The organism is Sphingopyxis sp. (genome assembly GCF_035686825.1).
GTDB lineage: Bacteria > Pseudomonadota > Alphaproteobacteria > Sphingomonadales > Sphingomonadaceae > Sphingopyxis.
This window is the reverse complement of sequence record NZ_DASRYZ010000007.1, coordinates 16,262-37,149: the sequence shown is the minus strand read 5'-3', so window position 1 is coordinate 37,149 and position 20,888 is coordinate 16,262. Positions and strand designations below refer to the sequence as shown.

Here is a 20,888-nt window from a genome sequence, read left to right as displayed (position 1 = left end):
GGGGGTGGCAAAAGGGCGGCAGGCACGTCTATAGCCGGCGCATGAACTCCGTCACGACCGCCGAGGCCTCCGTGCTCGAACGCGCCGCCGACGCGCCCATGCTCGCGCAGGTCGAGCGATGGGCCGCGGTGAACAGCGGCACGGGCAATCTTGCGGGACTCAAGACCGTCGCGGGCGCGCTGGCCGACGCCTTTTCCGCCCTGCCGGGCGAGGTCCGGCTCGTCGCGGCAGATCCGGTCGAGAGCGTCGACGCCGCGGGCAACGTCAATATCATCCAGCGCGGCGACCATCTGCACCTCCGCGTGCGGCCCGAGGCGCCCGTGCAGCTGCTGCTGACCGGGCATATGGACACGGTCTTTGCCGCCGACCATCCGTTTCAGACATTGAAATGGCTCGAACCCGGCGTGCTCAACGGCCCCGGCACCGCCGACATGAAGGCGGGCATTTCGGTGATCCTTGCCGCGCTCGCGGGACTCGAAGCCTCACCGCTCGCGGAGCGCGTCGGCTATGACGTGATGATCAACAGCGACGAGGAAACGGGCAGCCAGGCGTCGGCGCGGCTGATCGCCGAGCTCGCGAAGGGCAAGATCGCGGCGCTGACCTACGAACCCGCGCTTCCCGACGGCACGCTCGCCGGCGCGCGGCCGGGGAGCGGCAATTTCTCGGTGATCGTCCACGGCCGCGCCGCGCACGCCGGGCGCAATCCGCAGGAGGGGCGCAACGCGCTGCTCGCAGCGGCCGACCTTGCGCTGCGGCTCGGCGCGCTCAAATCGGATAGCTTGAAGGTCAATCCGGCGAAGATCGACGGCGGCGGCCCGAACAATATCGTGCCCGATCAGGCGATCCTGCGCGTCAACATGCGCCCGACGACCCCGCAAGCGATGGCGGCGGCCGAAGCCGCGATGCGCGATGCCATCGCGGCGGTGTCGCGCGAGCATGATGTGCATTGCCACGTCCATGGCGGCTTCAACCGGCCGCCGAAGCCGCTCGATCCCGCCGCGACGCGGCTGTTCGAGCTGGTGCGCGATTGCGGAACGGCGCTCGGCCTGCCGCCGATCGGCTGGAACGCGATCGGCGGCGTGTGCGACGGCAACAATATCGCCGCGTGCGGGATTCCGGTGGTCGACACGATGGGCCCGCGCGGCGGCGCGATTCATAGCTCGGACGAATTTCTGATCGTCGACAGCCTCGCCGAAAGGGCGCAGCTGTCGGCGCTGACCATGTTGAGAATAGCGGAACGGGGGACTGTGTGAATTATGTGATCCGGGCGGCCAAACCGGGCGATCTGCAAAGCATTTACGAAATGGCGAAGCTGACCGGCGGCGGCTTCACCAACCTGCCCCCCGACAAAAAGGCACTGCGCGCCAAGCTCGAGCGCGCCGAGGCGGGTTTCAATTCGGACAAGGAATATCCCGCCGACGAGCTCTATCTGATGGTGCTCGAGGATCTGGACAGCGGCGAAGTGCGCGGCACCTGCCAGATTTTCGGGCAGGTAGGCCAGCGCTGGCCTTTCTACAGCTATCGCATCGGCACCGACAGCAAGCATAGCGAACAATTGAACCGCACCTTTCACGCGCAGGTGCTGATGCTGAGCAACGACCTGAACGGCGCATCCGAAGTCGGCGGGCTGTTCTTGCACCCCGCGGCGCGCGCCGGGGGGCTCGGGCTGCTGCTCGCGCGCTCGCGCTATCTGTTCATCGCACGCCACCGCGCGCGCTTTGGCGACCGAATCCTCGCCGAGCTGCGCGGGGTGATCGACGAGGCGGGTGGGTCGCCCTTCTGGGACGGGGTCGCGGGCAAATTCTTCGGGATGAATTTCCAGGAAGCCGACCAGTTCAACGCGGTCCACGGCAACCAGTTCATCGCCGACCTGATGCCCAAGCATCCCGTCTATATCGCGATGCTGAACGAACATGCGCGCAGCGTGATCGGCGTGCCGCACCCGACGGGTCGTGCGGCGATGCGGATGCTGGAGAATGAAGGCTTCGCGTTCGAAAATTACGTCGACATCTTCGACGGCGGCCCGACAATGACCGCGCGTACCGATCAGGTCGCGAGCGTGCGTGATGCCAGCCACGTCGAGGTGACGGGCATTTCCGACGACGGCGAGGACGCGCTGATCGCGACCGGGCGGCTCGGGGATTTTCGCTGCTGTTTCGGAAAGGTCGGCGCCGACGCGACGATCGATGCCGAAGCGGCGCGGATTTTGGGCATCGGCAAGGGCGACGAAATCAGCTGGATCGGGCGGTAACCATGCTCACCGAAATCAACTTCGACGGGATCATCGGCCCGAGCCACAATTATGCGGGGCTCAGCCGCGGCAATATCGCGTCGGCGAGTCACGCCGGCGACGTGTCGCAGCCGCGCGCCGCCGCTTTGCAAGGCATCGAGAAGATGCGCCACAATCTGGCGCTCGGGCTGCCGCAAGGCTTTTTCGTCCCGCTCGATCGGCCCGATGCGCCCTGGCTCGAAACGCTCGGCACGACACTGGAGGGCGCCGAAGGCCATTTGCGTGCGCAGGCTTGGTCGGCGTCGTCGATGTGGGCCGCGAACGCCGCGACCGTTTCGCCCGCGCCCGACAGCGCCGACGGCAAATGCCATCTGACGGTCGCGAACCTCGTCACCATGCCGCACCGCAGCCACGAATGGCCGGGCACGCTGGCGCAGCTTCGCCTTGCGTTCGCCGATCCGGCGTTTCAGGTGCACGCCCCCGTGCCCGCGCCGTTCGGCGACGAGGGCGCGGCGAACCATATGCGGTTGTGCAGCGGGCACGACGCGGCCGGCGTCGAGATTTTCGTCTATGGGGTCGGCGGCGGGCGGTTCCCCGCGCGCCAGCACCTCGACGCGTCGAAGGCGATCGCGCGGAAGCATCGGCTCGATCCGGCGCGCACGCTGTTCATCCGCCAGTCGGACAGCGCGATCCAGGGCGGCGCCTTTCACAACGACGTCGTCGCGGTCGCCAACGAGCATGTGCTGTTCACGCACGAGACCGCGTTCGAGGACCGCGAGGCGGCGCACGCCGAAATCCGCGCGGCCTTCCCCGCGGTCGAGATCGTCGAGGTGCCGGCCAGCGCGGTGAGCCTGGCGCACGCGATCAAATCCTATCTGTTCAACGCGCAGCTCGTCACCCTGCCCGATGGCGGCGGCATGGGGCTGGTGCTGCCGACCGAAGCGCAGGACACACCCGCCGTCTGGAACTGGCTGGAAGCGCATATCGCGGGCAACGGCCCGATCCGCCGCCTGCTGCCCGTCGATGTCCGCCAGTCGATGGCGAACGGCGGCGGCCCGGCCTGCCTGCGCCTGCGCGTCGTCGCCGATCCCGCGACCGTCGATCCGCGCTTCGTCGCCGACGAGGCGAAGCTCGACCGGATCGCGGACATCGTCGCGGCGCATTGGCCCGAGGCGATCGCGCCGGGCGATCTCGCTTCGGCGGCGCTGGCGAACGATGTGCGCAAGGCGCGGAGCGCGCTGCTCGCCGCACTAAGCCTCGGCGAGCTGGACTGACATCGCTTGAAGATACGCGAACTGATCGACACGGCGCGGATCCCCGGCGGCGACGAACTGCGCCTGTACCGGCGCGGGGATGATTTCATCATCGCGATCGGCGGCAATGAATTGATGAACAGCCGGATGAGCGGCTCCGAAGAGGCGCTCGCGGTGATGAGCTGCGAGCGGCTGCGAGGGCCCGAGGCCGCGCAACTGCTGATCGGCGGCTATGGCATGGGGTTCACGCTGCGCGCCGCGCTCGCGGCGCTCGGTCCGGACGCGAAGGTCACCGTCGCCGAACTCGTCCCCGAAATCATCGACTGGGCGCGCGGGCCGATGGCAAAGCTTGCGGCGGGCTGCCTCGACGATCCGCGCGTCGAGCTGGTCATCGGCGACGTCGCGGCGGCGATTGCCGGCGGGCGAGGCCGCTATGATGCGATCCTGCTCGACGTCGACAATGGCCCCGACGGGCTGGTGCGCGCGGCGAACGACGGGATTTACTCGGCAGCGGGGCTCGCATCGGCGAAGGCGGCGCTGCGGCCGGGCGGGGTGCTCGCGATCTGGTCCGCCGCGCCCGACGCTCGTTTTGCGCGACGGCTGGCGGCGGCGGGGTTTCGGGTCGAGGAAGTCGCCACCCGCGCGCGGTCGAGCGGCAAGGGCGCGCGGCATGTCATCTGGTTCGCGCGGGCGGGATAGATCCGCTGCTGGCCGGACGCGACAGATCGGGCCGATTTCGCGCTATCTCCAAGCGCCCGCCCTTCCGCCACCTGTCGGATTAACTTACAATTTACCATAAGCCCGGTGCACCGAATCCCCGATTTGCGCCGGTGGCACGGCGCTTGCTTGGGATAGGGCGATGCTGAAGAAGATCGGACGCCTGTTCGTCATCAAGACCCGCCTCGAGGCGTGCCTGATCATCTATGCGCTCGCCGTCGGCGCGATGGCGCGCGGCGCGGCCTATCTGCACGAATATCCGGGTTATGGCGGCAAGCTGTTGCTGCTGGCGTGCACCGGGTCGGTCTTCCTGGCCGGCGCGAAGATTTTCGACTGCCTGCGCTACGAGCAGGCGGCGGAGGCCGCGAGGCGGGCGGGCTAGCGCACCGGTCTTTCGCCGGTCATCAGGATATGCCAAGGCACGCGTCATGAGCAGGATCAGCGGCCGGCCCGCCATCAGCACCGAACATGTTTACGGCCTGAGCCTGCGCGTCGCGCGCTGGCGCGAAGGCGCGCCCGGCACGCCGCTCCTGTTCCTCAACGGCATCGGCGCCGACATCGCCGCCGCCGCGCCGCTGCTCGCGCAGATCGACGGCCGCGAAGTCTGGACGCTCGACATGCCCGGCGTCGGCGGATCGCCCGATGCGCTGCTGCCCTATGCCGCGCCGACGATCGCGGCGGTGGTGATGGAGATTGCCGGCCGGCTCGGGCACAAGGTGATCGACGTCGCGGGGTTCAGTTGGGGCGGCGCGCTGGCGCAGCAGGTCGCGATTCAGTTTCCCGGGCGCGTGCGTCGGCTGGTGCTGATGGCGACGACGCCGACGGTCGGCGCGCCGGGGATCGGCTGGGGGGCTTTGCTCGACGACGATATGCTGGCAAGCGGCCTCAAACTGCCGACCGCAACCCCGCTCGGCCTCGCCTATCAGTCGATGGCGATGGCGGGGTGGACGAGTGCGGCGATGCTCCCGCACCTCAAAGGCACGCCGGTGCTGATTCTGATGGGCGAGCGCGACGGCGTCGTTCCGGCGTGCCATGGCCAGGCGATCGCCGACCTGATCGATGGCGCGGTGCTCGAGGTGGTGCCGGGATCGCACCTCTTCCCCTTCACCCACGCGGCGACGATTTCGGCGCGGATCAGCGCGTTTCTGGACCAGCCGGCGCGGGCGCAAGCCGCCGCGTAAGAAAGTCGGCGATCGCGGCGGCGGTCGCGTCGGGCGCTTCCTCCATGGGCAAATGGCCGATAGCCGGCAGGATCACGACCTCCGACCCCGCGATCCGCTCGTTGAACGTCTTCGCGGCGCTGGGGTTGATCACGCGGTCCCTGGCGCCGAACAGGATCAGCGTCGGCGCCGCGATCTCGCCGATCCGCGCCGCCATTTCGGGCTCGCGATCCATTCGCGCGCGGAGCACCGTGGCTTCGCGATTGCCGGGAAAAAGGAGCAGCTCCCAATAGCGGTCGATCATCGCGTCATCGACGATGTCCTCTTTCTCGACCGAGCCGCGCAGCGACTGTTCGACGAGCATCCGCGGCGTCACCCGCGTCGCTAGCCAGCGGCCGAAGGGATATTCGAGGACGCGGAAGCCAACGTTCGATTCGGGCCGTTTCTCGCCCGGTCGCAGCGGCATGCCCGCGGCGTCGATCAGCAGCAGCGCATCGACGCGCGCGGGCTGCGCGAGCGCATAGCGCCACGCGACCCAGCCGCCCATCGAATTGCCGCCGAGGACGAAATGATCGAGCCCGAGCTTAGCCGCGACGACGTCGACGGCGTTCATCATCCCCTCGGCCGAATAATCTCTGTCGGGCGTCGCGCCGGTCAGTCCGTGCCCGGGCAGGTCGAGCGTGACGATGCGCCAGGTGTCGCCGAGCCGCTTCACCAGCGGCTCCCACGTATGGAGGCTGGCATTGGCGCCGTGGATCAGGATGATCGGCGGGCCGTCGGCGCGGCCCTGATCGCGGTAGTGGATACGCTGGCCCGCCGGCCCCGCGACGAAGGCCGCGTCCGGGCCGCCATATTTGGCGATCATTTCGTCGCGGTCGGTATCGGGGGTCAGCAGCAGCAGGAAACCGGCGACGATAGCGAGCAGGACGCCGAGCGGGATCAACACCCGCTTGCGCCGGAACAAGGGACGACGCCGCGGCGGCGGCTCGTCGAAATCCATATCGTCAGCAATCATCACGCGCCCCCCTCAAGGCGTGAAGCGACCCTAGCGCGCGTGGACGCAGGGTCAATCTATGCCGGAGGATGGAGCGGACGCCGAAAGGTCTCGGGCAGGAACAAAAGGCCTATCACCAAGGTGATGACCGCCACGACCACCGGATACCAGAGCCCGTAATAGATATTGCCGGTCGCCGCGACCATCGCGAAGGCCGTCGTCGGCAGGAAGCCGCCGAACCAGCCGTTGCCGATATGATAGGGCAGCGACATCGCGGTGTAGCGGATGCGGCTCGGGAACAGCTCCACAAGCAAGGCGGCGATCGGACCATAGACCATCGTCACGAGCAGCACGAGGTAGAAGAGGATCGCGACGACGAGCGGCTTGTTCATCGCGGCGGGGTCGGCCTTGGCGGGATAGCTGGCGGCAGCGAGCGCCGCGTCCATCTCGGCCAGCCGGCCCGAAATGCCCGCTGCATTCTGCCAGGGGCCGGGACCGCCCGACGGATCGGGGATCGTGATCGCCTTGCGTCCGATGGAAACCGTTGCCCAGTCGCTCCCCGCGTCTTGCGAGACATAGGGCACGCCGGCCTTGGCCAGATGCGATTTCGCGACGTCGCACGCGGTTCGATCGAACTTGTTCTTGCCGATGGGATCGAACTGGAACGAGCAGGCGGCGGGGTTGGCGATCACCGTCACCGGCGCCCGGGTCTGTGCCGCCGCAAGCCCCGGGTTGGCGGCTTCGGTCAGCATGTGGAACGCCGGGAAATAGGTGATCGCGGCGAGCGCGCAGCCCGCGAGGATGATCGGCTTGCGCCCGACCTTGTCGCTGAGCCAGCCGAAGAAGATGAAGAAGGGCGTGCCGAGCGCGAGCGCGATGGCGATCAATATGTTCGCAGTCGCGCCGTCGACCTTCAGCGTCTTTTCGAGGAAGAAGAGCGCATAGAATTGCCCCGAATACCAGACGACCGCCTGCCCCGCGACCGCGCCGAAGAGCGCGACGAGCACCCATTTGAGATTTTCCCAGCGTCCGAAGGCTTCGGTCAGCGGCGCCTTCGACGTCGTCCCCTCTTCCTTCATCTGGCGAAAGACCGGGCTTTCCTCGAGCTGGAGGCGGATCCAAAGCGAGACGCCGAGCAGGATGATCGAGATCAGGAAGGGGATGCGCCAGCCCCAGTCGGCGAACGCCGCCTCGCCCATCGCCGAGCGGATGACGATCACGACGCCGAGCGCGGCGAACAGGCCGAGCGTCGCGGTGGTCTGGATGAAGCTGGTGAACAGGCCGCGTTTGCCCTCGGGCGCATGTTCGGCGACATAAGTCGCGGCGCCGCCATATTCGCCGCCGAGCGCGAGCCCCTGGACGAGGCGGAGCAGGACGAGCAGGATCGGCGCCGCGACGCCGATCGACGCATAGCTGGGCAGCACGCCGACGAGGAAGGTCGAGGCGCCCATCAGCCCCATGGTGACGAGGAAGGTGTTCTTGCGCCCGACGAGATCGCCGATGCGCCCGAAGACGAGCGCGCCGAACGGCCTGACCGCAAAGCCCGCCGCGAACGCAGCGAGCGCGAAAATGAAACCGGTGGTTTCGTTGACGCCCGAGAAGAATTGCGCCGAAATGATCGTCGCGAGCAGGCCGTAGAGGTAGAAATCATACCATTCGAACACCGTGCCGAGCGACGAGGCCAGGATGACCTTGCGTTCGCTCTGCCGGGTGTCGATGGGTGCCGTTACGCCTGCGCCGTCAGTCATTTACCACTCCCTTTTTCCGGAAGTGGTTCATCCCAACATCCGCTCGCCCTGAGCCTGTCGAAGGGCCGTTCTTCCTTTTGCGGAACGCTAGAGGAAAAAACGGTGCTTCGACAAGCTCAGCACGAACGGAATTGATGACGTTTCGAGATTAACCGACGCGCTTCACCGCGCCCTTGTGCGCGCCGACGCTCTTGTTCCGCGGGCGGAAGCGGCGCTTGCGCTGCGGCTGGCCGTCAGCCGCCGGAGCGTCGCGGCGCGGGCCGCGCTCGCCGCGCGGCTGGCCCCCATCACGGTGCCCGCCGTCACGCTGGCGGTGGGCGTCTTCGCGCTGGCGCTGCGGGTTGCGGCCCTTGCTGCCGGTGTCGCGCGGCGGCTGTGCCGGCTTCGGCAGGTTGCGGACGAGCTCGTTGAAATTCTCGGGCAGCGGCATCGGCGCCGACTTGGACCGGGTGACGCGTTCGATATCGCGCATGTACGGACGCTCATCGGGCGCGATGAAGCTGATCGCCTTGCCTTCGGCGCCGGCGCGCGCGGTGCGGCCAATGCGGTGGACATATTGCTCGGGCACGTTCGGGATCTCGAAGTTGATCACATGGCTGACGCCCGACACGTCGATGCCGCGCGCGGCGATGTCGGTCGCGACGAGCAGCTTGATGTCGCCCGAACGGAAGGCCTGCAGCGCGTGGGTGCGCTGCGACTGGCTCTTGTTGCCATGGATCGCCATCGCCTTGATCCCGGCGCCCGCGAGATGGCGCACGACGCGGTCGGCACCATGCTTGGTGCGGGTGAAGATCAGCGCGCGATCGATATCTTCGCTGGCAATGACCGAATGGAGCAGCGCCTGCTTTTCCTTCTGTTCGACGAAGGTCGAATATTGGCTGATCTTTTCGACGGTGGTCGCTGCCGGCGTCACCGACACCGTCACCGGCTCCTCGAGGAATTGTTCGGCGAGATGCGCGATTTCCTTCGGCATCGTCGCCGAGAAGAAAAGATTCTGGCGGCGCGACGGCAGCAGCTTGGCGATGCGGCGCAGCGAATGGATGAAGCCCATGTCCATCATCTGGTCGGCTTCGTCGAGGACGAAGATCTCGACGTCGTCGAGGCGCAGCGCGCGCTGGTCGATCAGGTCGAGCAGGCGGCCGGGCGTGGCGACGAGAATATCGACGCCGCCCGACAGGTCGCGGATCTGCTTGTTAATCGGCACGCCGCCGAAGACGGTCGACACGCTGAGCTTCGTAAAGCGGCCATAGTCGCGGCAGCTCTGCGCGATCTGCGCGGCAAGTTCACGCGTCGGCGCGAGCACGAGCATCCGGCAGCCGCGCGGGGTCGGGCGATGCGGATAGGTCAGCAGGTGGTGGATCGAGGGCAGCGAGAAACCGGCGGTCTTGCCGGTGCCCGTCTGCGCGATACCGCACAGGTCGCGGCCCTTCATCAGCGGCGGGATCGCCTGCTGCTGAATCGGGGTCGGCTGGGTATAATCCTTGGCGGCGAGCGCGCGATTGATGTCGGCGTGCAGGCCAAAATCGTTGAAAGTCGTCATAATATACTCACATGGGGCGACGCGCACAGCATCCGTTCGGTTCGAACGGACGGCGCACGGCCGCGGGTTCGAAACGACCCGCGTGAAAGGGTGCCTCTGGGGACAAAGCGCTGGTCCGGCTCGTCCCGCGCCAGATTTGGACGGGAAAATCACGCTGCCGGTGGTTGCGGCGGGAAGGCCCGCCATGCTGCGCTGCACAATATATGGCATGGATTACGCGATATTGCAAGATAATTGCTTGGCACGGGATTGCTCCCCTCCACCGTTTCGTGCTGAGCTTGTGGAAGAGCGACGGGAGAGGGAATGCCATGGCCGAAAAGATCATCGTCATCGACGAGGGCACGACCTCGACCCGCACGATGCTTTTCGCGGCCGACGGCGCCCCGCTCGGCAGCGCGCAGCGCGAGATACGGCAGCACTATCCCGGCCCCGGCCTCGTCGAGCATGACGCCGCCGAAATCTGGGACGCGACGCTCGCCTGCACGCGCGAGATGATCACGCGCGCGGGCGGCGCCGATCGTGTCGCGGCGATCGGCATCACCAACCAGCGCGAAACCGTGGTGTTCTGGGACCGCGCGACCGGCGAGCCGCTCGCCCGCGCGATCGTGTGGCAGGACCGGCGCACCGCCGCCGACTGCGCCGCGCTAAAGGAGGCGGGGCACGAGAGGTCGGTGCAGGCGACGAGCGGCCTGCTGCTCGATCCCTATTTTTCCGGCACCAAGATCGGCTGGGCGCTGCGGCATTGGCCGCAGCTCGAGGAAGCGGGCGACCGGCTCGCGGTCGGGACGGTCGAATCCTACCTCGTCTATCGCCTGACCGGCGGCATGCACGTCACCGACGCGAGCAATGCGTCGCGCACCTTGCTGATGGACATCAACGGCAATGGGGGCTGGGACGACGGGCTTTGCGACCTGCTCGGCGTGCCGAAGGCGCTGCTCCCCGAAATCACCGGCTGCACCACGACGGTGGGCACGACCGACCCAGCGCTGTTCGGCGGCGCGATCCCGATCACGGGCATGGCGGGCGACCAGCAGGCCGCAACGGTCGGCCAGGCGTGCCTGTCGCCCGGGCAGACCAAGGCGACCTTCGGCACCGGCGCCTTCATTCTGTCGGCGAGCGGCACGGCGCGGCCCATATCGGACAATCGCCTGCTCGCGACGGTGCTGGTGCAGGAGGGCGAGGTCCGCTCCTATGCGCTCGAAGGGTCGGTGTTCGTCGCGGGCAGCCTGATCAAATGGCTGCGCGACGGGCTCGGCCTGCTGGCGAGCGCGGGCGAGAGCGAGGGATTGGCGCGCTCGGTCGCCGACAATGGCGGCGTCTATTTGGTCCCCGCGCTTGCGGGCCTCGGCGCGCCGCACTGGCGGCCCGATGCGCTCGCGGCACTGTCGGGGCTGAGCTTCGCGAGCGGCAAGGCGCATGTCGCGCGCGCGGCGTTGGAGGCGCAGGCCTATCAGGCGCACGACCTCAAATCGGCCTTCGCCGCCGACGGCGTCGATTGGGCCGAGGTGCGCATCGACGGCGGCATGGCCGCGAACGACTGGATGGCGCAGGATCTCGCCGATATGCTCGATCTGACCGTCGAGCGGCCCGACTTCGTCGAGAGCACCGCGCTTGGCGCCGCGATGCTCGCCGCGACGGGAGCCGGTCTGTATCCCGATCTCGCGAGCGCCGCCGCCGCGATGCGCGGCACCGCGACGCGCTTCACGCCCGCAATCGACGACCAGAAACGCAAAACGCGCCTTGCCGGGTGGCAAAGCGCGCTTGCAAAAGTCTTGGGGTAAACCCGAAGCGGATTAGCGCTTGAGGGTGAGACCGCCGAAACGCTTGTTGAACTTCGCGACCTGACCGCCGGCGTCGAGCAGGCGTCCGGTGCCGCCGGTCCAGGCCGGGTGCGCGGTGGGGTCGATTTCGAGCGTCATCACGTCGCCCTCTTTGCCCCAGGTCGAGCGCGTCTGATATTCGGTGCCATCGGTCATCTTGACCGTGATCATGTGATAGTCGGGGTGAACGTCTTTTTTCATCTCTTGGCTCCTGTGCCGCTGGTTACCGACCAGCGGCTGAGTCGATGCTTTCCCCGTCACGGGGCCCGCGAAGCGGCTGCCCCTAACGGCGAATAGTCGAAAATGCAACACTTGCCTCGTCATCATGTCCGGGATGACGACGAAGGGCGGTCCGCTCAGTCGCTCGGCGGATCGGCGATCATCGCGGTGAACTGGCATTCGGTCGCGAGGCTATCGCCCAGCATCGCGCGGCCTTCGAACTTGCAGATGTTCCGCTTCGCCTGAAGGATCGTGACGTGGAGGTCGAGCAGCACGCCGGGTTCGACGGGCTTCCTGAACTTCACCCCGTCGATGCCCATGAAATAGACGAGCTTGCCCGAGCCGCCGAGGCCGAGCGATTCGATCGCCAAAATGCCGCCCGCCTGCGCCAGCGCCTCGACGATGAGGACGCCGGGCATGATCGGCCGGCCGGGGAAATGGCCCTGGAAAAAGGGCTCGTTCATCGTCACCGCCTTGACCGCGTGGATCGAGGTGTCTTTCACCATCGATTCCACCCGGTCGACGAGCAGCATCGGATAACGGTGCGGCAACAGCGTCAGAATCCGGCGGATATCCACCGGGCCCAGCGCCCCTGCCCCATTGTCCCCGTCCGCCATTGGATCAGCGCGTGGTCGGCTGGGTGCCGGTCGGGGCCGGGGCCGGGGTCGCGGTTCCCTGCGCTGCGCGGGCCTGATCCATCAGCTGCTGGTTGCGCTGCTGGACGAGCTGGCCGGGCTGGTAACCGGCCGGAACCGCGATCGACACGCTCGGCAGGATACGGTTGAGTTCGGTCACCACCGCGTCAGTGATGTCGACGTTATTCTCGCGTGCGAGCACCGCGTCGGGGTTGAGCAGCAGGTCGATCTTCTTGGCGGTCATCGCGGCCTTGATCGCCTCGTTCATGCGGACGCTGATCTGGTCTTCGACATAAGCGATGGCGAGGTCGACCGGCGCGCCGATCTGACCGAGTTCGGCCTGTGCGGCCTGGCGCTTGTCCTGCACCGCCTTGGCGGCGGCCTGCAGCGCGGCCTGGTTCTGCGGCGTCTTTTTCGCTTCTTCGTTATATTTCGCGATCAGGACATTGATTTCGGCCTGCAGCGTCTGGCCGCGCGACTGCTGCTGATCGATCTGCGCCTTGTAGGTCGTTTCGATCTGCTGCGATGCGGTGCGGAAGGCGTTCGAACGCGCGGCGGCGATACGGACGTCGGCAACGCCGACGCCCTTGGCCTGCGCGAGAGCGGGGGCCGACAATATGGGCGAAACCGACAGCGCGGCGATCGCCAGCGCGGAAGCGGCAAAGATTTTCTTCATCAGAATTGGGTTCCTACATTGAATGAGAAGCGTTTGGTGTCATCGCCCTCTTCTTTACGAAGGGCGTAAGCGAAGTCGATCCGGAAGGGACCGAAAGGAGAGTTCCAGTTGACCCCGGCGCCGATCGCGACGCGCGGCATCCAGGTGTCGCCGAAGAAGCGTTCCTCGAACGGCGCGAGCGACGAGAAACCTTCCGGGCAGGTCGTATAGTCGCCGGTCGGCGTTGGGACGCCGCCTTCCGGTGTCGTAACGGTTTCGGTCGCGAACTGACTGACGCCCGTGGTCGCGTTGCGGCAGAGGAATTTGGTGAAGCCGTCGGCGGGGTCACGGAAATCGTCGAGCGTGGTCAGCGTCGGACGCTTCACGCTCCATACCGAACCGACGTCGAGGAAGATCGACGGCCGCAGCCCCAGTTCCTTCGCGCCGGTACCGAGCGGAATATCGAGTTCGATCCGGCCCTGATAATAAGCGCGTCCGCCGAGCGCGTCATCGATCTGGCCGCGATTGTCGTTGCTGGTGTCGATCACCGGATTGAGCGGATCATAGGTCGCGGCATAGCGGATGACGCGCGGACCGACCCCGCGAATGTCGAAGCCGCGCATCTGCGGTTCGCCGAGGAAGAAGCGGTCGGTCAGACGAACCTTGTCGCTGGTCGGGGTCGGGCGCCCGCCGAACGGATAGATGTAACCGCCCTCGGCCGAGATGTTGAGGATGAAGCGGCTGCCGAGGTTGAAGTGCTTGCTGCCCTGAAGGCGCGTACGGACATATTTGACGCTGCCGCCGAGCCCGGCGAAATCCTGGCTCAAGGACAGCGACTGGCCGCGCGTCGGACGAATGCGGTTGTCGCGGTCGTCATAGGCGAGCGTGTAGCCGAGCAGCGAGGTCGTGCGGCTGCCGATCGCATCGCAGAGATAGCGGCCGGCGACGAGCGGATCGCATTCGTCGCCGAAATAATAGATCGACTTGTCGAGCGTCACATCGTCGAAGTTGATGCTGTAGCGGCCGAAGAAGGACATATATTCGGTCAGCGGCACACCGACGTTGATCTGCGCGCCGGTCGTGACCTGTTCGAAGGTCGTGCGGCGATCGTTGTCGATGAAGTTGAACGAATTGAGGTCGCGGCGATAGACGCTGCCGCCGATCGAGATATTGCGGTCGAACAGATAGGGTTCGGTGAAACCAAGCTCGATCGACTTCGAATAGCTCGAATAGTTGACCGAGGCCTGAAGCTGCTGGCCGAGACCGCGGAAGTTGCGCTGGCGGATCGACGCCTGCAGCAGAAAATTCTCGATCGACGAGAAACCGGCCGACAGCGACAGTTCGCCGGTCGGCTTTTCCTCGACATTGGTTTCGAGGATGATGCGGTCGGGCGCGCTGCCTTCCTTGCGCTCGATTTCCAGATTTTCCTGGAAATATCCCAAGCTGTTGAGGCGGCTCTCGGTGCGCTTGACGCCGAAGCTGTTGAACGCGTCGCCCTCGTTCAGGCGGAATTCGCGGCGAACGACCTTGTCGTGGGTCAGCGTGTTGCCGTTGACGTCGATGCGCTCGACATAAGTCCGCGGGCTTTCGCCGACGTTGAAGGTAATCGCCATCGTCCGGTCGTCGGGATTGCGGCGGAATTCGGGATTGATGTCGGCAAAGGCGTAACCGAACAGGCCCGCCGTTTCGCTGAGGCTTTCGACCGTATCCTCGACCAGCTTGGCGTCGTACCAGTCGCCGGTCTTCATCGGCAGCAGCTTCTTCAGCATCTCGGGCTGGAAGTCGCGGATCTCGCTCTGCACGTCGACGTCGCCGAACTTGTAGCGTTCGCCCTCCTCGACGACATAGGTGATGATGAAGTCCTGCTTGTTGCTCGTCAGTTCGGCGACCGCGGAAATCACGCGGAAATCGGCGTAACCATTGGTCAGGTAGAAAAGGCGCACCTTCTGCTGGTCATAGGCGAGGCGATCGGGGTCGTAGCTGGTGTTCGACGACAGGATCGTCAGCAGTCCCGCCTCCTTGGTCGCCATCTCGTCCTTGAGGTCACCGTCGCTGAACTTCTCGTTGCCGATGATGTTGATCTGGCGGACCTTCGACTTCGGCCCTTCGTTGATTTCGAAGACGACGTCGACGCGGTTCTGGTCGAGCGAGACCATCTTGGGCTCGACGGTCGCGGCGAAGCGGCCCTGCCGCTTGTAGAGTTCGATGATGCGCGCGACGTCGGCGCGGACTTTCGATCGCGTGTAGATCTGACGCGGCGCCATCTTGATCTCGGGACGGATCTTGTCTTCCTTGAGGCGCTTGTTGCCCTCGAGGATCACGCGGTTGATCACCGGGTTTTCGGCGACCTGGATCGTCAGCGCACCATTGTTGTCGGTGATCTGGAAATCCTTGAACAGCTCGGTCGCGGCGAGGTCCTTCAGCGCCTGGTCGAGCACCGCGCGGTCATATGGCTGTCCGACGCGCAGGCGCAGGTACGACAGGATCGTCTGCGCCTCGAGCCGCTGGTTACCGACGACGGTGATCGACTGGATCGTCGTCGCAGCCGGAACCGCTTCGGGCGCCGGCGCCGGGACCGTCGGCGCGGGGACGGGCGGCGGCGCAACTTCCTGCGCCATCAACGGCGTCGCGAGCATCGTGCCGGCCAGAAGAACCACCGACAGCTGCGTCCGCGCCGAAAATTTGTGTGAAGCCACGCTGTTCATCCCGAAAAAATAATTCAAAAGCGACAAACCCGCCTGACCGCGGGATTGCGCGCCACTCCCTGCCCCAGACTCGCTAACCAATCAAGCGGGCGATCCTGTCCCACACGCCAATTGAGCCCAAATCGTTGAAAGTCACGACCAGCATGAGGGTCGCGATCGCCACAAAACCGAATCGGAACGCCCATTCCTGCGCCTCTGGGGGCGCGGGACGTCGCCGGATCGCTTCATAGGCGTAAAAGGCCAGATGACCGCCATCGAGCATCGGCAATGGCAAGAGGTTGATGAACCCCAGATTGATGGAGATGAAGGCGGCGAAGAAGATCAGCGTGCCGATCCCCAGCGTTGCCATCTCACCCGACTGCTTGGCGATCTTGACCGGTCCGCCCATATCCTTGATCGAACGCTGGCCGGTCACGAACTGGCCGAGGATGCTCCCCGTCAGCCGCACCATCTCCCAGGTCTGCGCGGCGCTTTCCTGGAACGCCGCGACGGGACCCACGGCCGTATAGACCGGCGCACCCGAACGTATTCCGATCACGGCGCGCTCGCTCTTGTTGCCGAACGGGTCGCGTTCGGAAATTATCCGCGGTCGCAATATGACGTTCAATCGCTCATTGCCGCGCGCGATCTCTAGGCTGGCGGGTTTGCCAAGGTTGAACGCCACCGCGCCCTGAATGTCGTTGAACGTATCCATCGTCCGACCGTCGATGCGGACGATCCTGTCGCCGGCCCGCAACCCCGCTTCCTGCGCGGCGCTGTCCGCGTCCACCGCACCGATCACGGCCGGGGTACGGCCAACGCCGTAAACCATCGCAAAGGCCGCAAAGATCAAGATGGCGAACAGGAAGTTGGTCACCGGCCCCGCGAGGACGATCAACGCGCGCTTCCACACCGGCTGCGCGGGGAAGGTGTGCGATTTCTCCTCCGCAGGCAGTTGCTGCCAATCGGCGTCGGGTTGGCTGACCGCATCGCGGTCGCCCGCGAACTGGACATAACCGCCGAGCGGCAGCCAGCCGATCTTCCATTCGGTGCCGCGTTTGTCGGTCCAGCCGAGGATCTTGCGCCCGAAACCGATCGAGAAGGTCTCGGCCTTCACCCCGCACCAGCGGCCGACGATATAGTGGCCATATTCGTGCACGAAGACGAGCGGCCCGAGCACAGCGAGGAAAGCAACAAGATAAAGCCAAAGCGGCACATCAGGCATGTTCGTACTGGTCCACAAAATGCTGAGCGGTCGCGCGGGATGCGGCATCGACGCTGAATATGTCCTGAAGCGATGCCGGCACGGCCGGGGCGTCGGCATCGATCACGCGGCGCACGGTGTCGACGATCGCGGGGAAGGAGATACGGCCGGCGAGGAAGGCGGCGACCGCGACCTCGTTGGCGGCGTTGAGCTGCGCCGGGCGCGCGCCGCCCTCGGCGATCGCGGCGCGGCAGAGCGCGGTCGCGGGGAAGCGCACCTCGTCGGGCGCCTCGAAATCGAGCCGGGCGATGGTCGCGAGGTCGAGCGGCGCGCACGGCGTCGCCATCCGCTGCGGCCAGGCGAGCGCCGACGCGATCGGGATGCGCATGTCGGGCGAGCCGAGCTGCGCGAGCGTCGAGCAGTCGATATATTCGACGAGGCTGTGGATCACCGACTGCGGGTGGACGAGGATCTCGATCCGTTCGAGCCCGACGGGGAACAGGTGGTGCGCCTCGATCAGTTCGAGGCCCTTGTTCATCATCGTCGCCGAATCGACGCTGATCTTGGCGCCCATCGACCAGTTGGGGTGCGCGACCGCCTGTGCGGGCGTGACGCGCGCCATGTCGTCGGCGCGCATCGTGCGGAAGGGCCCGCCGCTCGCGGTCAGGATGATGCGCCGGACCTGGTCGATCCGGCCGCCTGCCAGGCACTGGAAGATCGCATTATGCTCGCTGTCGACGGGCAGGATCGTCGCGCCCGATTTGCGTGCCGCCGCGGTCATCAGCTCGCCGGAGGAGACAAGCGCCTCCTTGTTGGCGAGCGCGACGTCGGTGCCGGCCGCGAGCGCCGCCATCGTCGGGGCGAGGCCCGCGGTGCCAACGATCGCCGCCATGACGAGGTCGGTGGGCCGCTGCGCCGCCTCGACGAGCGCGGCGGCGCCCGCGGCGGTTTCGATGCCCGTTCCGGCGAGCGCCTGCCTGAGCGCGTTGTGACAGCTTTCGTCGGCGACGACGGCGAGGTCGGGGCGAAATTCCTTGGCGAGTTTCGCGAGTTCGGCAACGTCGCAATTGGCGGTCAGCACGGAGACCCGCCACGCCTCGCCATCGCGGCGCACGAGGTCGAGGGTCGATTGCCCGACCGAGCCCGTCGCGCCGAAGAGGGAGAGGCGGCGCGTCATGTCAGCCGCGCACCGCGATCTGGCCGGCGAAGGCCAGCGCGCCGAGCAGCAGCGCCACGGGCAGCACGCCGTCGACGCGGTCGAAGAGGCCGCCGTGGCCGGGGATGAGCTTGCCCGAATCCTTGACGCCGGCGCGGCGCTTCATCCAGCTTTGCGCGAGGTCGCCAAGCTGCGCGAGGAGGCCCATGAACAGGCCGATCCACAAGGGTACGCCGGCGATGCCCGCGCGGTCGCCGATCGTCGCGCTGGCGATCAGCGCCGCGACCATGCCGCCGATCAGCCCCGACCAGGTTTTCGACGGGCTGATCGTCGGCGCAAGACGCGCGCCGCCGAACGCGCGGCCGGCGAAATAAGCGCCGATGTCGGTCGCCCACACCATGCCGAAGACCCACAGCGCGGCGGTCATGCCCAGATGGTCGCGGACGAACCAGAGCCCCGCCATCGCGCCGAGCACGAGGATCGGGCCGAGGATGTGGAGCGCGGTCTTGACGCCGCTGCCGAGCGTCATCGCCTTCACGAGCTGAAACCATTCAACGAGGACGAGCGCCCCGCCGACGAGCAGCAGCAGACCGAAGGCGATGCCGCCGAACCACAGCGCGGTGCCCGCGATCGCGAACAGGATGATCGCCGACGCGAGCCGCACCCAGAGATCCGATTTCGCCGCTGTCGCCATGCCCTTAAAGTCCCCCGTAACGGCGATCGCGGCGCGCGAAATGGTCGAGCGCCGCTTTGAGATCGGCCGGTTTGAAGTCCGGCCACAAAATGTCGGTGAAATAGAGTTCGGCATAGGCCGATTGCCACAGCAGGAAGTTCGACAGCCGCACTTCGCCCGAGGTGCGGATGAGCAGGTCGAGCGGCGGCATATCGGCGGTGTCGAGGTTCGCCTCGACCGCCTCTGCAGTGATCTCGCCCTGCGCGGCGGCGGCGCTCGCAGCGCGAACGAGCTCGTCCTGTGCGCCATAGTTGAGCGCGACCGCGAGCGTCGTGCGCTTGTTGCCCGACGTGCGTTCGAGCGCATTTTCGATCAGTGCGACAACGTCGGGCGCGAGCGCGCGCCAGTTGCCGATCACTTTGAGCTTCACATCGTTCGCGGCGAATTCGTCGAGGTCGGACAGGATGAAGCGCTTCATCAGTCCCATCAGGTCGCTGACCTCTTCCTCCGGCCGCTTCCAGTTTTCGGAGCTGAAAGCGTAGAGCGTCATCGCCTCGATGCCGAGGTCGCCGGCCGCGCGCACGATCGTGCGCACCGCCTCGACTCCCGCCTTGTGCCCGGCGACGCGGGGCAGCAGGCGCTTCTTGGCCCAGCGGCCGTTGCCGTCCATGATGATAGCGACATGGCGCGCGCCGTGATCGGGAACAGTCACAGGAAGAACCTAAAAACTCGTTCGCCCTGAGCTTGTCGAAGGGCCGTTCTTTCTTTCGGAAGAAAAGGACGGGGCTTCGACAGGCTCAGCCCGAACGGAAGAGAGATAAGCCCGGAATAGCACTAGCCCAGGATTTCCTTTTCCTTGGCGGTCGCGGCGGCGTCGATATCGGCGATCGTCGCGTCGGTCAGCTTCTGGACCTCGGTTTCCGACCGCTTGCGATCGTCCTCGCTGATTTCCTTCTTATTCTCGTCCTGCTTCAGATTGTCCATGCCGTCGCGGCGGACGTTGCGCACCGCGACGCGCGCCTTTTCGGCATATTGGCCGGCGAGCTTCGACAATTCCTTGCGGCGTTCCTGCGTCATTTCGGGGATCGGCAGGCGCAGCATCTGGCCGTCGACGATCGGGTTGAGCCCGAGCCCCGCCGAGCGGATCGCCTTGTCGACCGGGCCGACGTTCGACTTGTCCCACACCTGCACCGACAGCATGCGCGGTTCGGGCGCGCTGACCGAGGCGACCTGGTTCAGCGGCATGTGGCTGCCATAGACCTCGACCGTCACCGGATCGAGCAGCGCGGTGTGCGCGCGGCCGGTGCGCAGGCCGGCAAGATCGTGCTTCAGCGATTCGACCGCGCCGTGCATCCGGCGTTCGAGGTCGGCCTTGTCATATTTCGCCATCTGTCTTTCCTCTCTTGATCTTGTCAGGCGGCGTCCGCGACGACGGTCGAAACGCCCTCGCCCGCCAGAACGCGCGCCAGATTGCCGGGCTCGCGGATGTTGAACACGACGATCGGGATATGATTGTCGCGGCACAGCGCCACCGCGCTCGCGTCCATCACCTTCAGATTGTCGGCGAGCACGCGGTCGTAGCTCAGCGTGTCGTAGCGAACCGCGCTCGCGTCCTTTTTGGGGTCGGCGTTATACACGCCGTCGACGCTCGTGCCCTTGAGCAACGCGTCGCATTTCATCTCGGCGGCGCGCAGCGCGGCACCGCTGTCGGTCGTGAAATAGGGCGCCCCGACACCTGCGGCGAAGATCACCACGCGGCCCTTTTCCATATGGCGCTCGGCGCGGCGGCGGATCACCGGCTCGCACACCTTGTCCATTTCGATCGCCGACTGGACGCGCGTTTCGACGCCGAGCTGCTCGAGCGCATTCTGCATCGCGAGCGCGTTCATCACCGTCGCGAGCATGCCCATATAGTCGGCCTGCGCGCGGTCCATGCCCTTGGCGGCGCCCGCCATGCCGCGGAAGATGTTGCCGCCGCCGATGACGAGGCAGATTTCAAGCCCGCGATCCTTGGCTTCCTTGACCTCGGCCGCCATGCTCGCGACCGTTTCGGGGTCGATGCCGAACGGGCTGGGGCCCATCAGCGCCTCGCCCGACAGCTTGAGCAAAATGCGTTTCATGCCGGGCAATGCCATGTGCGGGGGAACCTCTTGGTATCGATGAATAAGCGAATGGCGCGCACCCTAGAACGGGCACGCGC

At 66.3% G+C, this 20,888-nt stretch carries 20 protein-coding genes; 7 read left to right on the top strand and 13 right to left on the bottom strand.

Going from position 1 to position 20,888, the window contains the following annotated elements; genetic code table 11:
• The first annotated feature begins 41 nt into the window (after window positions 1–41).
• From VFG17_RS18105 to VFG17_RS18080, 6 genes are all read left to right on the top strand, one after another.
• Window positions 42–1,253, top strand: coding sequence for a hydrolase (locus tag VFG17_RS18105; protein WP_325030777.1), 1,212 nt, complete (start codon window positions 42–44; stop codon window positions 1,251–1,253).
• A complete protein-coding gene (locus VFG17_RS18100; RefSeq protein ID WP_325030776.1) occupies window positions 1,250–2,251 on the top strand; it encodes an arginine N-succinyltransferase in 1,002 nt (333 codons plus the stop codon). Before VFG17_RS18105 ends, VFG17_RS18100 begins: the two co-directional genes overlap by 4 nt.
• A gap of 2 nt (window positions 2,252–2,253) precedes the next feature.
• Window positions 2,254–3,504, top strand: coding sequence for an N-succinylarginine dihydrolase (locus tag VFG17_RS18095; RefSeq protein WP_325030775.1), 1,251 nt, complete (start codon window positions 2,254–2,256; stop codon window positions 3,502–3,504).
• A 6-nt stretch (window positions 3,505–3,510) separates the two neighbouring features.
• The gene (locus VFG17_RS18090; protein WP_325030774.1) at window positions 3,511–4,182 is read left to right on the top strand and encodes a spermidine synthase; all 672 of its coding nucleotides are present in this window, start codon (window positions 3,511–3,513) and stop codon (window positions 4,180–4,182) included.
• A 160-nt stretch (window positions 4,183–4,342) separates the two neighbouring features.
• The gene (locus VFG17_RS18085; protein WP_037555101.1) at window positions 4,343–4,582 is read left to right on the top strand and encodes a hypothetical protein; all 240 of its coding nucleotides are present in this window, start codon (window positions 4,343–4,345) and stop codon (window positions 4,580–4,582) included.
• A gap of 46 nt (window positions 4,583–4,628) precedes the next feature.
• Window positions 4,629–5,381: an alpha/beta hydrolase gene (locus VFG17_RS18080; protein WP_325030773.1), complete on the top strand. Its 753-nt coding sequence runs from the start codon at window positions 4,629–4,631 to the stop codon at window positions 5,379–5,381.
• On the opposite strand, the gene VFG17_RS18075 is transcribed toward VFG17_RS18080, so the two are convergent.
• The 3 genes from VFG17_RS18075 to VFG17_RS18065 form a co-directional block, all read right to left on the bottom strand.
• Window positions 5,335–6,375: an alpha/beta hydrolase gene (locus tag VFG17_RS18075; RefSeq protein ID WP_325030772.1), complete on the bottom strand. Its 1,041-nt coding sequence runs from the start codon at window positions 6,373–6,375 to the stop codon at window positions 5,335–5,337. The genes VFG17_RS18080 and VFG17_RS18075 overlap by 47 nt on opposite strands.
• Window positions 6,376–6,431: 56 nt before the next feature.
• Window positions 6,432–8,102 carry an MFS transporter gene (locus VFG17_RS18070; protein ID WP_325030771.1) on the bottom strand — a complete coding sequence of 557 codons (1,671 nt, stop codon included), beginning with the start codon at window positions 8,100–8,102 and terminating at the stop codon, window positions 6,432–6,434.
• A 148-nt stretch (window positions 8,103–8,250) separates the two neighbouring features.
• Window positions 8,251–9,642 (bottom strand): DEAD/DEAH box helicase, encoded by a 1,392-nt coding sequence (locus VFG17_RS18065; protein ID WP_325030770.1) that lies wholly within the window; start codon window positions 9,640–9,642, stop codon window positions 8,251–8,253.
• Window positions 9,643–9,950: 308 nt separating this feature from the next.
• Between VFG17_RS18065 and VFG17_RS18060 the strand changes: the two genes are divergently transcribed.
• A complete protein-coding gene (locus tag VFG17_RS18060; protein WP_325030769.1) occupies window positions 9,951–11,423 on the top strand; it encodes a glycerol kinase in 1,473 nt (490 codons plus the stop codon).
• A 12-nt stretch (window positions 11,424–11,435) separates the two neighbouring features.
• Here VFG17_RS18060 and rpmE read toward each other — a convergent pair whose 3' ends face one another.
• The 10 genes from rpmE to pyrH form a co-directional block, all read right to left on the bottom strand.
• The gene (gene rpmE, locus VFG17_RS18055) at window positions 11,436–11,663 is read right to left on the bottom strand and encodes a 50S ribosomal protein L31 (protein WP_037555096.1); all 228 of its coding nucleotides are present in this window, start codon (window positions 11,661–11,663) and stop codon (window positions 11,436–11,438) included.
• Between the two features lie 155 nt (window positions 11,664–11,818).
• Window positions 11,819–12,298 (bottom strand): 3-hydroxyacyl-ACP dehydratase FabZ, encoded by a 480-nt coding sequence (fabZ, locus tag VFG17_RS18050; protein ID WP_325030768.1) that lies wholly within the window; start codon window positions 12,296–12,298, stop codon window positions 11,819–11,821.
• 4 nt (window positions 12,299–12,302) lie between these two features.
• Window positions 12,303–12,992: an OmpH family outer membrane protein gene (locus VFG17_RS18045; RefSeq protein ID WP_325030767.1), complete on the bottom strand. Its 690-nt coding sequence runs from the start codon at window positions 12,990–12,992 to the stop codon at window positions 12,303–12,305.
• Window positions 12,992–15,676 (bottom strand): outer membrane protein assembly factor BamA, encoded by a 2,685-nt coding sequence (gene bamA, locus VFG17_RS18040; RefSeq protein ID WP_325031419.1) that lies wholly within the window; start codon window positions 15,674–15,676, stop codon window positions 12,992–12,994. The genes VFG17_RS18045 and bamA overlap by 1 nt, the downstream gene beginning before the upstream one ends.
• Window positions 15,677–15,749: 73 nt before the next feature.
• A complete protein-coding gene (gene rseP / locus VFG17_RS18035; RefSeq protein WP_325030766.1) occupies window positions 15,750–16,880 on the bottom strand; it encodes an RIP metalloprotease RseP in 1,131 nt (376 codons plus the stop codon).
• Window positions 16,873–18,036: a 1-deoxy-D-xylulose-5-phosphate reductoisomerase gene (locus VFG17_RS18030; protein ID WP_325030765.1), complete on the bottom strand. Its 1,164-nt coding sequence runs from the start codon at window positions 18,034–18,036 to the stop codon at window positions 16,873–16,875. The genes rseP and VFG17_RS18030 overlap by 8 nt, the downstream gene beginning before the upstream one ends.
• Before the next feature lies 1 nt (window position 18,037).
• A complete protein-coding gene (locus VFG17_RS18025) occupies window positions 18,038–18,709 on the bottom strand; it encodes a phosphatidate cytidylyltransferase (RefSeq protein ID WP_325030764.1) in 672 nt (223 codons plus the stop codon).
• Window positions 18,710–18,713: 4 nt separating this feature from the next.
• Window positions 18,714–19,400 carry a polyprenyl diphosphate synthase gene (gene uppS, locus VFG17_RS18020; RefSeq protein ID WP_325030763.1) on the bottom strand — a complete coding sequence of 229 codons (687 nt, stop codon included), beginning with the start codon at window positions 19,398–19,400 and terminating at the stop codon, window positions 18,714–18,716.
• A gap of 122 nt (window positions 19,401–19,522) precedes the next feature.
• A complete protein-coding gene (gene frr, locus VFG17_RS18015; RefSeq protein WP_325030762.1) occupies window positions 19,523–20,077 on the bottom strand; it encodes a ribosome recycling factor in 555 nt (184 codons plus the stop codon).
• 23 nt (window positions 20,078–20,100) lie between these two features.
• On the bottom strand, window positions 20,101–20,823 hold the full coding sequence (pyrH, locus tag VFG17_RS18010; protein ID WP_325030761.1) for a UMP kinase: 723 nt from the start codon (window positions 20,821–20,823) through the stop codon (window positions 20,101–20,103).
• Between the last annotated feature and the right edge of the window lie 65 nt (window positions 20,824–20,888).